The sequence below is a fragment of the Rhodococcus ruitaii genome, from assembly GCF_055230935.1.
Map to the genome: position 1 here is coordinate 367,368 of NZ_JBUYWC010000003.1, position 12,402 is coordinate 379,769.

The following is a 12,402-nucleotide window of genomic DNA, read 5'->3' on the forward strand; positions in this document are numbered from 1 at the left end:
TTGCAACGGCAATTGACAGACACAGGCCTTCGCAAAGGTTGTATCTGTCCGTTGCTCCGCTCTTACGCTGGTCGAGCTTCTCCTTCCAACACCGCGACGACTGCCTTGGCCCTGGAAATCCATTCCGCGACCTCCGCTCCGGACGCATGCATCGGGAGTTGTGCCAGACGTAGCGTCAGTGTGTGGTTACCGTCCCGGTCACGGACGGGCAGCACGACAGAGCCCACGTTGTAGCGACACTCGGGATCGAGTTCCCGCGGACGGTAGTCGACCGTTGTTTCGACGATCGATGCCCGAATATCACGCTCCTGCAAGGGTGTCAGGCGCCCGCACTCGTATCGCCGCGTGGCCTCGCACATCGGGTCGTAGGCGGTAATGCCCTCTCGTGGCAGCAGGGAGAGTACGTAGCCGTGGGTGCGGAGGAACGCAATCCGTTGCCGGTAGTGCTCTTTCACGGATTCGTCGATGCCGCGGGCCTTGGCCAGCCACCGCTCCTGCTCGTCGTCGGCGAGGTCGAAGACCACGCTGTCGCCGATGGGTGGCACCATCGGAATCCGCCGCGCAAGTCCGTTCTCCCGCTCGATACCCGAGCCGACCGCGGACAGAACGGTCGCCATCTCTTCTCTGCTGATCGCGGTATAGAGGTTGACCTCGCATCCGACGTCCTGGGCAAGTGACTCGACATCGGGACGTGCGGCGTCCGCTTCCTCGATCGTGCCCAGGATCTCGTGGTCCATGCGGGCCATCAATGATGTGCTGACGAAACTTCCGTAGCCTCCCTGGAAGTACACCAGGGGCGCTACAGGATTGGTGACGGCCATGTCACTCACGCTGCACAGGACGATCCAGTGGTCGCCCGCGTCGACTGTGTTCGTGATGCGTGTGTCGACCCACGCGACCGATTGCGCCAGCACCGGATCGCCGGACGGTGAGGTGAACCAGTCGATGCCGTCGAACTTGTTCTCCCATCGTTGTGCGATTGTCGAGACCAGGTCTTCTTGCTCGCCGCCGAGAATGTTGATGCACACCGAGGTGCATCGGCGGAGCTTCTCGAACGTCTTGGATGTCTTCATCGGCATGAAGGAGACGAGGGGAGGCTCGAGCGACACCGAGCTGAACGTGCCGACGACGAGAGCGAGCAACTCGCCGTCGTCCGCGCATCCCGTGACAACTGCGACTCCGGTGGGGTAGTGGCCCATGACCTCGCGGAACAGGCCCTTATCGATGTCGGTGGTGGTATCGGTGGACATGAGTGCCCTCCTTGCTCGGGGAAATTTACTTGCTGTAGCCGGCCTGGAGCTTGCGTCCGAGGGCCTCGGGGCGGAGGAACAGGATGCACAGCACGCCGCCGACGAGCAGCACGACGCCCGTGATCGTGAATGCCAGGTGCACACCGGTTGCCATGTTGTTCGCCATCTCCGGAGTGAGTTCCGATCCGGACGGCGGCGAAACGTATCCGGCTCGGGTCATCAGCCATCCGACGAGCGTGGGCGAGATGATCGCTCCCACGGAGGCGACACCACCGAGCGTGGCCATCATGATGGGCCGTTGCTTCTTGCCCACGGAAAACGCCAACGCTGATGCGGTCATGGGGTACGCGAGGCTGCATCCGGCCGCGATACACAGCAGCGCCACAGCGAAGACACCCGACATCGCTTGGACGAGGATGAAGCAGACACCGGCAACGAGTGCCGCGATACCGAAGGGGATCGCGATGGAACGGTGCGAATCGAACCCCCTCTGCATCAGCCGATGGCCGAGGAACCCGAGGAGCAGCAGCACGACCGCGCCCAGGATCCACGGAATGGTGGTGACCGTTCCGACCTGGGGCAAGGAAAGCCCGACGACGGTCCCGAGGTACTGCGGAAGCCACGTCGTCACGAATCCCTGCACCCAGAAGTTGGAGCCGCCGCCGATCACTGCGGCAAGGAAGGCGAGGCTGGCGAATGCGCGCCAGAGTGCGACAGGTTTCTGCTTGTCGACGTCCTCGGTGTTCAACTCGGCGTCGGTCTCGGCAGGCACACCATCCTCGCCGTGTTTTCCGTGACCCGAGTACGGGCCGTCGCCGGCGAGTAACACCCACGCGACGACCCAGGCGAATCCGACGATCCCCAGCACTCCGAAGGCCCAGCGCCAGCCCCACTCGCCGATGACCCACGCCAGCGCAGGTGCGGCGAGCACGGGACCGAGGGTGGAACCGGCAGCCACGAGATTCGACGGCAGGGCGCGACGCCGCGGTTCGAACCACGAGTGGACCGAGGTCAGCGACATTGCCGTGGCCGGTCCTTCGGCGCCGCCGAGGACGATGCGGGTGACCAGCAGGATTGCGGCACCGCCACCGAGAAGCATGGGGAACTGCATGACCGCCCACACGACGCCCATCGTGAGGAGAATCCATCGCACCGAGACTTTGGCGGCGAGGAAGCCGGTCACGACGGAGACGATGGCGTACAGGAAGAAGAAGGCACTGCCGATGAAACCGAATTCGACCGCGGAGATACCCAGATCAGGGATCGCTTCGGACGCAACCAGGCCCAAGACTGCCTTGTCGGCGAACGCAACGATCTGGAACAGGACGAGCAGCGCTGTGACGAGCCAGGCCTTGCGGTTCATTCTGCCGAAATCGATCTTCTTCGATGTCCCCGGTCGGGGAGAATCGATGATCTTGTCCGGCGCCACGGACGAAGCCATGTGCAGCCGCCTTTCTTGTGGGCTGGGAATGGGCGTGGTGCGTGAAGAAATGTTCGAGCGGAACCATCGGACCGACGGTGTGGAAAAACATATTTGCCGCTTCCTTGCTCGGGTAGGAGAGAAACCTTTACTGTCGGCGACCGCGCCAACTGGGCAGAATGGTGAGGTCAGCGAATGTAGGAGGAAGATGTGAACTCGCCCGCAGTTGGCTTCTCGGTTTCGGATCAAGTGCGGTCGATAGGTGCGGGTTCGACGACGGCGACGGAGGCTGTTTCCCAGGTCAGGGCAGCGATCGAGGCTCGGGAGCCGGAACTCGCGGCATGGGTGCAGCTGTCGCAGACGGTGGCCGCCGAGGCAACGGACATCGACCGCGATCCGCGCGACTTTCCGTTGCGCGGTGTCTCCGTCGGCGTGAAAGACCTCATCGACGTCGCCGGTTTGCCCACCCGTGCCGGCTCATCCGTCACGTCTTCCTCCGCAGCGACTTCCGACGCACCCTGTGTTGCTCGGCTCCGATCGCTCGGTGCCGTCATCCAGGGCAAGACAGTGACGACGGAGTTCGGCTACTTCCGTCCCGGCCCCACCCGCAACCCGCACGCGCTCGATCACACGCCGGGTGGGTCGTCGAGCGGGTCCGCCGCTGCGGTGGGTGCAGGCACGGTGCCGCTGGCGCTCGGAACGCAGACTGCAGGATCCCTCACTCGACCCGCGTCGTACTGCGGCGCGGCGGGAATGGTCCTGTCACACGGCAGCACCGATATGTCGGGAATCATCGGCCTGAGCGAATCGCTCGATTCACTGGGGTTTCTGACCCGCACGGTCGCCGACCTCCGTTACGTGCACGATGCGTTCCGCGGTGTGCACCCGAGCGATTCGATCCGCAGTACTTCAGAAGTTCTCGTCTGGGGAGGCAGCGAGCTCGACCGCATGGATCCCGCGATGAGCGTGTTGCTGGGGCGAATCCCCGCCCTCCTGAACGATCTCGGCATCCGGTCCGATCTGCTCGACTGGGACGACCACGTAAAGACCCTCGCAGACGATCACCTCACGGTGATGGGATACGAGGCCGCACAGATGCGTACCCGTGAGTTCGACGAGCATCGCAACGAACTGAGTCCTCAGATTGTGGATCTCCTGCAGCAGGGTCGGAAGATCACAGATTCGGCATACGCCGCCTCCCTGATCCGTCGCGACCGCTCGCGCGAACTCCTGCGCGAGATCCTCGACGGCCCGTCCGTGATCGTCGGGCCGGCCGCGACCGGTCCGGCGCCGAAGGGGTTGTCTGCAACCGGATCGCCGATCCTCAGCCGCCCATGGCAACTACTCGGTGTGCCGGTGGTGGTCGTGCCGGGTGCCCGCACGGTGTCGGGCCTTCCACTGGGTCTGCAGGTGATCGGATCGGCAGGCGACGAGGGGCATCTGTTCGACGTGGGGGAGAAAATCGAGGCTGCACTCCGTGAGCTTCCTCCGATAGCCGGATGACGATGACTGCACCACTGACGGATTCGGGAGACACAGTGAATTCGAAAGATACCGGGACTTCGAAAGATACTCGGATGCTGACACCGCGACCGATCAACCATCACCGGATGTTTCTCACCTGCTACGAGGACACCTTCAATTACGGGTGGCATCACGTCGACCTGTTCGTGCACGACGAGTACGGCCGCGAGGTCAACTGGGTGCACTGGACGGTGGAAGCGGACGGGCCGGAAGCCGCCGACGAGTCGGTGCGCGGTGAAGAACCATTGTTGAGGCGCACCACGCCGTGGGAGCCCGAACTCAGTGCGGTGGGAGCACGGTATTGGACCGCTGAGGCTGCGTGGGGAGACAGTACCGGGCCGCGAGGCGACACCGAATGACCACGCCACGCACGCCCGAGGACATTCCGGCAACGACGGTGTATGTCGTTGACGATGACCCCGCGCTGTGCGATTCAGTCGACTGGATTCTCGAGAGCATCGGTATCAAGCCGGTGATCTGCCACAGTGCCGATGCCTTCCTCGATGTGTACGACGGTTCGATGCCGGCGTGCATCGTGCTCGATGTGCGGATGCCCGGGATGAGCGGCACGCGGCTGCAGGAGAGAATCAACGAATTCGCTCCGCACGTCGTGATCATCTTCGTCTCTGCACACGGCGACATCAGGATGTCCGTCGGGGCGCTGCAGAAGGGCGCGATGGACTTCCTCGAGAAGCCCTACGATCCGCAGCGACTGCTCGACGCCGTGCAGTCCGGTGCGGAGAAGGCCAGAACCCGTTTTGCCGAACATGTTTCGCGCGCAGTGGTTCAGGATAAGCTCGAGTGCTTGACTCCGAGGGAACGGCAGATCCTCGCGCTGGTCGTCGAAGGGTTGCCGAGTCAGAACATCGCTCGGAGGCTGGGCATGAGCGTGAAGACCGTCGATGTTCACCGGGCCCGAATCAAGAGCAAGACCGACTCCGACAGCATAGGAACCTTCGTCCGGGACCTCCTTCGATATGGAGTGGAGGTCCGGGACGTGGATCGATAGAAGCAGGTCGGTCGTGGTCCGATTTCCTGTTACTACGAGGCCCGTGCGGCGCGATTGAGCACTATCTCGATTGCGCAGTCGACAGCGTACCGGTACTCGGCTTCGCCATCGAAATGCGCAAGTTCCTCGGCTGCCGCCGCGACGTTGACGAGTCGGGAGGCACGGAGCACACGCATCCGCTCTGCGACGAGTTCAGGATCCGAGGTGCCGTAGGTCGGCCCGGCGGAGACTTCGCGGAGGAGCGCTCCGATGAGTGTTGCCACGAATGTCCTGAGCAGATGGACGGATTCGGTCGAGCTGAATCCCGCTTCTCCCAGGACGTGCAGGACCGCCTCGATGGGAGCGAGGCCTTCGAGGGAGGACAGCTGCCGGGTCAGCACGAGTGCCGCGGCTGCCGGGTGTGCCAGGGCCTGCTCCCTGAAAGCTTGCGCGATCCGGCGCAGATCGTCTTCTGGATCACCCGTGGGTGCGGGGAGATCGATCCCGCCGAGAAGTGCCTCGGCGACGGCGTCGAGTAGACCGTCCTTGCCCTCGACGTGGTTGTAGAGACTTTTCGCATCCACACCGAGCACTCGTCCGACCGCCCGCATGCTGACCGCCGCAACACCGTCGGTGTCGATCACCTCGAGTGTCGCATCGACGATGGCCTCCCGGGAGAGCCGGAAAGCTCCTTTGGGAGGCCGCCCCCGCCTGGCAGCGGTGGGTTCTCCGGGCGACTGAGTACTGCGGGTCATGAACCCAGTGTGGCCTACGCGCCTGCCGATGGACGCACCGTAGTTGTCAAAATCCACGATGTGGATATAGTGTGACTCACATCTTATTGCCCACGGTGTGGGTATTTATTGGAGGTGAGCGGATGACCGCGTTTCCGTGGGGTAGTGTCGAGTCGGCCGACCTTCCGGCGATCGGCGTGGAGGTTGACACGCTCTCCGGCCTCGACGAGCCGGATGCCGTCGAGGCCTGCGACCTGATCACGCTGCCTTACCCGTCGCGGTTCGGCCTCTTCCGTGCATCACGGGCGATCGCGCCGTTCCTGTCGATCACGAACTGGGCCGCTACACACCGTATTTCGACGAACTCACCGCGAAGGCGTCCGGTTTCCTGGAGGCATGGCCGAGCTGCACCCGCTGCAGAAGCCGTGGTACCAACCCGCCGCCTACCGCGACGTGCCCGCCGAGGCATTCCTGCCGATCGACGGCTCGGTGATCCTCGGACCGGGTGTCGCGGTGATCAAGACGCCGGGGCATGGAAAAGACGATCGCAGACCACGCCCAGACGGACGAGCGATTCCTGCAGTTCTTCCCTTCCAGCGAGTTGACTGGCGCCTGGACCAACCCAGGAACCAACCCCACCTTCGTCCACGGATCGCTCACCCACCGCGACTGAGAAGCACCACCCCTTTCGGCACCGACCCGCAGGAGACTCGGCCATGACCGCTACCCAGATCCCGCCCCGCTTCACGATGCCACCGGAGGAGGTGTTGCGCGCCCGGGAGAAACTCGTGCTCGACCACTTCCGCGACGAGGTCGACCAGGACTGGGACGCCACACTGTCGACCTTCCCGCATCCGCACTACGAGCTGATCGCCCAGATGTCGGTGCACGACGGCGACTCGGAAGTACGCGGCTACTACACCGACACCCGCGTCGCGTTCCCGGACCAGGACCACGAACTCATCGCCGTCCGGCACAGCCCGGACGCGGTCATTGTGGAGTTCTGGCTGCTCGGCACCCACCTGGGCAATCTCGGTCCGATCCCGCCGACCCGCTCGAAACACCGCACCCGGATGACGGCCTACTTCGTCTTCGACGAGAACGAGAACCTGGTCACCGAACGCATCTACTTCGACCAGCTCACCATCCTCAAACAACTCCTCGGTGGTCTGGACAAGACGAGTCCCCGGGATCTGCTCACACTCGCCGGCGCGCTCAAGGGCGCCCTCTCCATGAGCGGCGCCGAGCCCGACCCACGCCTGCTCGACACCACCCCGCCCCGCCTCGACGACTAACCCGCAGGAGCACACCGTGACGACAGCCACCGCATCCGAGCCCACCCGTATGCGCGCCCTGATCGGCGGCAGGGGATCCGAATGGGTTCTCGACACGGTCGATGTACCCGACCAGCTCGGCGCGTTGCGTATCCAGGTGGTGGCTGCCGGTCTCAACCGCGCCGACTGGTACGCATTGGAGGGCAGCTACACCGCGAACTCGCAGGAAGCCGGTCCGTTCACGGCCGGGACGGTGATCGTCGCCACCACCAGCGAGGACCTCGCCGCCACCGAACTGAACCTCGACACCTTCGCGTTCCGTCGACAGCGCCTGATCGGCACCACTTTCAGCATCCGCACTCGTGCCGAACTCGCCGACGTTGTCAGCGCCCTCACCGAGAATGTGCTTCCCGCGGTCGCCGATGGAAAGATCACCCCGCGACTGGACTCCGTCTACCCGGTTGCTCGGGCGGAGGAGGCCGCCTACCGGCTCCGGGCCAACAGCGGCGGCATATCCAGATTGAGCTGATCTCGCCGACCAACGATGCGCCGTCGATGTACCGCGACTTCCTCGACGCCGGCCACGAAGGCGTCCAGCACACCGCCTACTGGAGTGAGAGCTACCAGGATCTCTACGATCGCGCCCTGGCAGCCGGTTTCACCGTCGGACAGGAAGGCCGCATCAGTGGCGCCGACGGACGGTTTCGCTTATCTGGAAACCGATCATCACGCGGCTCGGTGATCGAGATCTCCGACGGTGGCGGCACCAAGCCTATCCAGAAGATCGATGCCGGTCTGATCGGCGGCGACCCTCCCGCAATGGCCGAGATCATGGAAGCCTTCGGCTGAACACCCGAAAGAGGTCACACTATGAAAGTCACGCATCTCAACTGCGGCACCATGCGCCCCTGGGGCGCACCCGGAGGGCTGGTATGCCACGTCCTGCTGGTGGAAACCGGATCGCGGTTGGTCCTCGTCGACTCCGGACTGGGCCTTCGCGACCGGCAGGCACCGGACGCCCGATTCGGGCCCGCTCGGCACTTCGTCCGCCCGGTCTTCGACGAAGCCGAGGCCGCAATCCGGCAAATCCAGGATTTGGGCCATGACCCCCACGACGTACGCGACATCGTGCTTACCCACTTCGACGCCGATCACACCGGAGGACTGGCCGACTTTCCCTGGGCTCGGGTGCATCTCACCGCGAAGGAGAACGACGCGGCGCTCCATCCCCATGGGCCGATCGAAAAGGGCCGTTATCTGCCTACCCAGCGCGATCACGTACCTCGAATTGTCACCTACGAGCCCGCGCAAGGGGATTTGTGGCGCTCCTTCCGTGGCGTTCGGCAGCTGACCGAGATCGACGACGGAATCGTGCTTATCGCCCTGCCCGGCCACAGTCGGGGACACGCGGCCGTCGCCGTCGATGCAGGAGACCGATGGATTCTTCACACGGGTGACGCCTTCTACCACCACGGTCAGCTCGATGGCACACGGTCACCGTTTTCGCTGCGGGCCATGGAGCGGATCATCGCCCACGACTGGAACCGTGTCCGGGAAAACCATGTTCGCCTCAGCGAACTGTGGGCTGAGAACCGGCCTGACGTCCACATCATCAACGCCCACGACCCGCGCCTGTTCCATGATTCGGTCCCCCGAGAAACAAAGAACCCCAGTAATAATCCAGCTCAGTAGTAATCCAGCACGAGTCGGGTGCTCTTCGTGCGCGACACGCATACCGCCATGACCTCGCCCGATTCCTTCTCGGCCTTGGTGAGCACGTTGTCGCGGTGCTCGGGCGCCCCGTCCAATACCTGCATGATGCAGGTGCCGCAGATCCCTTCCTCACACGAGGTGTCGATGTCGCAGCCGTTCTCCTGAAGTACTTCGACGATGCTCTTGTCTGTGGGGATCTCGTAGGTCTCGCCTTCCAATTCCACCTCGAACGCCGTGTTTTCCGCAGCATCGGGCTGCTCGACGGCGTGAAAGTTCTCCAGGTGGACAGCATCGGGCGAGACATGCCGGCCCGCGACCGCGACGACCTTGTCCATGAATCCGTCCGGTCCGCACGTGTAGACGTGCGTACCTGTCGGCAATGTCGTGAAGGCCGCGTCGAGTACCTGTTCCTGGCCGTCGCGGGCAACTCCGATGTGTGCGTGGAGTTTCTCGGGGCAGCGGTCGTTCAGCAACGGCAGGAACGCGGCCTCGGCTTCGGTGCGGGCGAAGTAGTGAAGTTCGAAGCTGATGTCGTGGACGTCCATGTAGCGGGCCATGCTCAACATCGGGGTGATGCCGATGCCTGCGGCCACGAGCACATGGTGCTGTGCGTCGTCTGCGATGCCGAGTAGGTTCCTGGGTTCGCTGATGCGAAGCCTGTCGCCGACCGCGAGTTCGTGCAGAGCGGCAGACCCGCCGCGGGAGTTGGCTTCACGCTTGACGGCGAATGCGAACGAGTCCGCGGCGTCTGGGGTGCTGCAGAGCGAGTACTGGCGGGTGATGGCCGTCGGCCCTTCCACGTCGATGTGCGCACCCGGAAGATAGGTACCCAGCGGCGACCCGTCGGGCTTTTCCAACCTGATCGACTTGACGGTCGGAGTTTCCTGGGTGATATCGGAGACGATGACGTCGATGAGTGCCATGTCCGGTTCTCCTTGTGTAGCGACAGTCAGCGGACGTACAGTCCGCCGTTGACGTCCCAGCAGGCGCCGGTGACGAAGTAGGCGTCATCGGACACCAATAGCGCGACCGTGTCCGCGATGAACGACGGACTGCCGAGCCGCCCCACCGGGATACCGGCGATGATGCTGTCGAGCTTGTCGGCGGGCACCGTCCTGCGCACCACCGGCAGGTCGTGCGGGCCAGGAGAGACGGCGTTGACTGTCACGCCCCGGCTCGCCAGCTCACGCGCGAACACCTTGGTGGTGGTGAGAATGGCACCTTTGGATGCGGCGTAGTGGCCGCCCGTGGCTGTGCCGCCGTTCTGGCCCGCGAGCGAGGCCATGTTGACGATTCGTCCGAAACCCTCGCCGGCCATGGCAGCACCGAACACCTGGCATCCGAAGAAGATGCTGTTGACGTTCGTGTTCAGGACGTTGGTGAAGTCGTCTTCGGCGAGGGTCATCAGGTCGGCTGCCTGGGTGATCGCAGCGTTGTTGACGAGGATCGTGGGCGTGCCCCAGAGCTCTTCGCACACCGCAAGCCCCTTCTCGAACCCGGTTTTGTGGCCGACGTCGAGTTTGACCCCGCGCGCGGTGGATCCGTCTGCGGACAATTCCGATGCGAGCGCGTCGACCGCAGCGCCGTCGAGGTCGGCAAGCAGGACGCGCCGACCGTCGGTGTGCAGTTTCCGGGCGATGACGGCGCCCATTCCGCCGGCGGCGCCGGTGACGACCGCGATGCCGTCGGTGCGTGGTGTGGGCATGTCAGCTCCTTACAGCAGGTAACCGGAGGCGCTGACCGCGTCCTCGCTGTCGACGAGGCGGATCACCTTGAGGGAGATCTTGTCGTCACCTTCGTCGTCGAAGACGATGGTGTGCGTCAGGTTCGCACCGAGTGTCAGGAACTCGTTTCGTTTGAACGCGTTGAGAATTTGAGCCGAGCGGATGGTGACGGTGGTGTCGGTGAGCTCGCGCACGGTGAAGCGGGAGATGACCCGGACGGTGCGTGCCGCCGCCACCGCAGACGGCGAATAGCCCTGCAGCATGCGCTCGACGCGAAGACGCCGCATGCGCTTGTCGTCGTACACCAGGTTGAGCGACGACTGGAAGTCGTCGGTATCCGGGTCGATGGGGACGACGTAATGGGCATCGTCGGTATACATCTGCTCCCACGACTTGTAGTCCTTGTCGTCGAGCGCTTCGGCTTCCTTCCAGACGAGCTCGATGGCGCGCAGGACGCGCGGGTCGGTCAGGGTGAGATCAGTCATCGCTCATCAGCTTCTTCCACATTGCGTAGGCCTCACGCATTCCCGTCTCGTCGGTGACGTGTGAAGTGGGCCAGCCTTCTTCGGTGAGATGTTCGCGCGCTTCCCCGCGGTTGACGAGGATCGGCATGTTGGGATTGCCGCCGGCACCGATCTGCACGCGGGTCCAGCCTTCGGCATCGTCGGGGCTTCCGAAACCGAACGGCCCCTGGAAATGTTCGTGAATGCGCAGTCGCTCCTGGTTGACGCTCTCCGGCCCGCCGTCCATGCCGATGGCCATGTGCCAGATCTCGGTTTCGTCGACGGAAATGGGGATGAGCACGCGGAAGAACGACGACGACATCGCCACGTTCGGGAACGTGTTGAGGTTGAATCCGCATCCGTGCATCGAGCGCATGTAGCGGCGGATCCGCTCGGGACTTTCGCCGGCTTCGGCGAGTTCGTCGACGAGATGCTGGAATCGAGGCTGGATCTCTTCGGTTCCGTCGTCGATGTCGAGGTCCATGTGGGCGGCTGCCATGATCGCGACACTGTGCCCGTTCCCGAGCGAGTGTGTTTCGGCGCTCGGATCGTCCATGAACGACATCATGTTCGCGGTTTCCGCGTCGACCGAGGCCATCCACGACTTGTGGACCATCGGGAAGTGGTAGCCGTCGGTGGTGTTCTCGAGCTGGATCTTCCAGTTTCCCTTGAATCGGAACTTGTGTACCCCGATGACCTTGGTCGGTAAACCGTTGCTCTGCTTGAAGAACCGCTCCATCCAGATCTTGGCGTCGCCCAGGAAATCCTCGAGCGGCTCGGCGTCCTGGTTGAACGTCGCCCAGATCATTCCCATGTAGCGTTCGGTGCGCAGGGTCTGGAGCGGGTAGTCCTTCTTGTCGATGACGCCCTCGTACCCGTCCGGGTAGGGGATGCCGCGCAGGCGACCGTCGAGTGCGTACGACCAGTTGTGGTAGGGGCAGGTGAAACCGTTCGCCTTGCCGCTGCGCTGGTCGCACACGGTCGCGCCGCGATGTCGGCACCGGTTGAGCAGGGTGTTGAAATTGCCTTTGCGATCGCGGGTGACGATCACCGGCTGATCACCCACCTGTGTGGTCTTGAACGATCCGGCCTCGGGGATCTCGCTCTCGTGCGCGACCCACACCCACGTGCGGTAGAAGATCTTCTCCATCTCCACGCGGAAGATTTCCGGATCGGTATAGAGCCGGCCGGCGACCCGATCGGTGCCGACGAGGTCGCCGTAGTTCTCTTGGATCGAATGCTCGACCGTTGTCATGGTGCTCTTCCTTTGGG

16 protein-coding genes are annotated in these 12,402 nt (G+C 63.7%); 8 read left to right on the top strand and 8 right to left on the bottom strand.

Features of this window, described 5'->3' with window-relative positions; genetic code table 11:
• Positions 1-62: 62 nt before the first annotated feature.
• Together ACZI8W_RS04925 and ACZI8W_RS04930 are read right to left on the bottom strand one after the other, a co-directional pair.
• On the bottom strand, positions 63-1,250 hold the full coding sequence (locus ACZI8W_RS04925) for a flavin reductase family protein (protein WP_463367365.1): 1,188 nt from the start codon (positions 1,248-1,250) through the stop codon (positions 63-65).
• 25 nt (positions 1,251-1,275) lie between these two features.
• On the bottom strand, positions 1,276-2,691 hold the full coding sequence (locus ACZI8W_RS04930; protein WP_463367366.1) for an MFS transporter: 1,416 nt from the start codon (positions 2,689-2,691) through the stop codon (positions 1,276-1,278).
• A gap of 189 nt (positions 2,692-2,880) precedes the next feature.
• Between ACZI8W_RS04930 and ACZI8W_RS04935 the strand changes: the two genes are divergently transcribed.
• From ACZI8W_RS04935 to ACZI8W_RS04945, 3 genes are all read left to right on the top strand, one after another.
• Positions 2,881-4,173: an amidase gene (locus ACZI8W_RS04935; protein ID WP_463367367.1), complete on the top strand. Its 1,293-nt coding sequence runs from the start codon at positions 2,881-2,883 to the stop codon at positions 4,171-4,173.
• Positions 4,174-4,247: 74 nt separating this feature from the next.
• Positions 4,248-4,553, top strand: coding sequence for a hypothetical protein (locus ACZI8W_RS04940; RefSeq protein ID WP_463367368.1), 306 nt, complete (start codon positions 4,248-4,250; stop codon positions 4,551-4,553).
• The gene (locus ACZI8W_RS04945; protein WP_463367369.1) at positions 4,550-5,203 is read left to right on the top strand and encodes a response regulator transcription factor; all 654 of its coding nucleotides are present in this window, start codon (positions 4,550-4,552) and stop codon (positions 5,201-5,203) included. Before ACZI8W_RS04940 ends, ACZI8W_RS04945 begins: the two co-directional genes overlap by 4 nt.
• A gap of 32 nt (positions 5,204-5,235) precedes the next feature.
• On the opposite strand, the gene ACZI8W_RS04950 is transcribed toward ACZI8W_RS04945, so the two are convergent.
• Together ACZI8W_RS04950 and ACZI8W_RS04955 are read right to left on the bottom strand one after the other, a co-directional pair.
• The gene (locus ACZI8W_RS04950) at positions 5,236-5,937 is read right to left on the bottom strand and encodes a TetR family transcriptional regulator (protein WP_463367370.1); all 702 of its coding nucleotides are present in this window, start codon (positions 5,935-5,937) and stop codon (positions 5,236-5,238) included.
• A gap of 321 nt (positions 5,938-6,258) precedes the next feature.
• A complete protein-coding gene (locus ACZI8W_RS04955; protein WP_463367371.1) occupies positions 6,259-6,450 on the bottom strand; it encodes a hypothetical protein in 192 nt (63 codons plus the stop codon).
• Between ACZI8W_RS04955 and ACZI8W_RS04960 the strand changes: the two genes are divergently transcribed.
• Genes ACZI8W_RS04960 through ACZI8W_RS04980 form a run of 5 tightly spaced genes read left to right on the top strand, consistent with a single transcriptional unit; the run spans position 6,449 to position 8,882 of the window.
• Positions 6,449-6,589, top strand: coding sequence for a hypothetical protein (locus ACZI8W_RS04960; RefSeq protein ID WP_463367372.1), 141 nt, complete (start codon positions 6,449-6,451; stop codon positions 6,587-6,589). The genes ACZI8W_RS04955 and ACZI8W_RS04960 overlap by 2 nt on opposite strands.
• A gap of 43 nt (positions 6,590-6,632) precedes the next feature.
• Positions 6,633-7,211, top strand: coding sequence for an ester cyclase (locus ACZI8W_RS04965; protein WP_463367373.1), 579 nt, complete (start codon positions 6,633-6,635; stop codon positions 7,209-7,211).
• Between the two features lie 16 nt (positions 7,212-7,227).
• Positions 7,228-7,719, top strand: coding sequence for a zinc-binding dehydrogenase (locus ACZI8W_RS04970; protein WP_463367374.1), 492 nt, complete (start codon positions 7,228-7,230; stop codon positions 7,717-7,719).
• A 26-nt stretch (positions 7,720-7,745) separates the two neighbouring features.
• Entirely contained in the window at positions 7,746-8,039 is a 294-nt protein-coding gene (locus ACZI8W_RS04975; protein ID WP_463367375.1) for a VOC family protein, read from the top strand.
• 21 nt (positions 8,040-8,060) lie between these two features.
• A complete protein-coding gene (locus ACZI8W_RS04980) occupies positions 8,061-8,882 on the top strand; it encodes an MBL fold metallo-hydrolase (protein WP_463367376.1) in 822 nt (273 codons plus the stop codon).
• Here the strand turns inward: ACZI8W_RS04980 and ACZI8W_RS04985 are convergent.
• From ACZI8W_RS04985 to ACZI8W_RS05000, 4 genes are read right to left on the bottom strand one after another with little or no spacing between them, the layout of a single operon-like run.
• Positions 8,876-9,826, bottom strand: coding sequence for a PDR/VanB family oxidoreductase (locus ACZI8W_RS04985; protein WP_463367377.1), 951 nt, complete (start codon positions 9,824-9,826; stop codon positions 8,876-8,878). The two genes, ACZI8W_RS04980 and ACZI8W_RS04985, sit on opposite strands and share 7 nt — an antisense overlap.
• Before the next feature lie 26 nt (positions 9,827-9,852).
• A complete protein-coding gene (locus tag ACZI8W_RS04990; RefSeq protein WP_463367378.1) occupies positions 9,853-10,608 on the bottom strand; it encodes an SDR family NAD(P)-dependent oxidoreductase in 756 nt (251 codons plus the stop codon).
• A gap of 9 nt (positions 10,609-10,617) precedes the next feature.
• On the bottom strand, positions 10,618-11,112 hold the full coding sequence (locus tag ACZI8W_RS04995) for an aromatic-ring-hydroxylating dioxygenase subunit beta (RefSeq protein WP_463367379.1): 495 nt from the start codon (positions 11,110-11,112) through the stop codon (positions 10,618-10,620).
• Positions 11,105-12,385: an aromatic ring-hydroxylating oxygenase subunit alpha gene (locus tag ACZI8W_RS05000; RefSeq protein WP_463367380.1), complete on the bottom strand. Its 1,281-nt coding sequence runs from the start codon at positions 12,383-12,385 to the stop codon at positions 11,105-11,107. Before ACZI8W_RS05000 ends, ACZI8W_RS04995 begins: the two co-directional genes overlap by 8 nt.
• Positions 12,386-12,402: the final 17 nt, after the last annotated feature.

Excerpts from the sequence above, each read along its gene's own strand:
- ACZI8W_RS04960 (WP_463367372.1), top strand. The coding sequence starts at position 6,449 with ATGGAAAAGACGATCGCAGACCACGCCCAGACGGACGAGCGATTCCTG.
- ACZI8W_RS04925 (WP_463367365.1), bottom strand. The coding sequence starts at position 1,250 with ATGTCCACCGATACCACCACCGACATCGATAAGGGCCTGTTCCGCGAG.
- ACZI8W_RS05000 (WP_463367380.1), bottom strand. The coding sequence starts at position 12,385 with ATGACAACGGTCGAGCATTCGATCCAAGAGAACTACGGCGACCTCGTC.
- ACZI8W_RS04950 (WP_463367370.1), bottom strand. The coding sequence starts at position 5,937 with ATGACCCGCAGTACTCAGTCGCCCGGAGAACCCACCGCTGCCAGGCGG.
- ACZI8W_RS04955 (WP_463367371.1), bottom strand. The coding sequence starts at position 6,450 with ATGCCCCGGCGTCTTGATCACCGCGACACCCGGTCCGAGGATCACCGA.
- ACZI8W_RS04990 (WP_463367378.1), bottom strand. The coding sequence starts at position 10,608 with ATGCCCACACCACGCACCGACGGCATCGCGGTCGTCACCGGCGCCGCC.
- ACZI8W_RS04975 (WP_463367375.1), top strand. The coding sequence starts at position 7,746 with ATGTACCGCGACTTCCTCGACGCCGGCCACGAAGGCGTCCAGCACACC.
- ACZI8W_RS04985 (WP_463367377.1), bottom strand. The coding sequence starts at position 9,826 with ATGGCACTCATCGACGTCATCGTCTCCGATATCACCCAGGAAACTCCG.
- ACZI8W_RS04965 (WP_463367373.1), top strand. The coding sequence starts at position 6,633 with ATGACCGCTACCCAGATCCCGCCCCGCTTCACGATGCCACCGGAGGAG.
- ACZI8W_RS04940 (WP_463367368.1), top strand. The coding sequence starts at position 4,248 with ATGCTGACACCGCGACCGATCAACCATCACCGGATGTTTCTCACCTGC.
- ACZI8W_RS04980 (WP_463367376.1), top strand. The coding sequence starts at position 8,061 with ATGAAAGTCACGCATCTCAACTGCGGCACCATGCGCCCCTGGGGCGCA.
- ACZI8W_RS04945 (WP_463367369.1), top strand. The coding sequence starts at position 4,550 with ATGACCACGCCACGCACGCCCGAGGACATTCCGGCAACGACGGTGTAT.
- ACZI8W_RS04930 (WP_463367366.1), bottom strand. The coding sequence starts at position 2,691 with ATGGCTTCGTCCGTGGCGCCGGACAAGATCATCGATTCTCCCCGACCG.
- ACZI8W_RS04995 (WP_463367379.1), bottom strand. The coding sequence starts at position 11,112 with ATGACTGATCTCACCCTGACCGACCCGCGCGTCCTGCGCGCCATCGAG.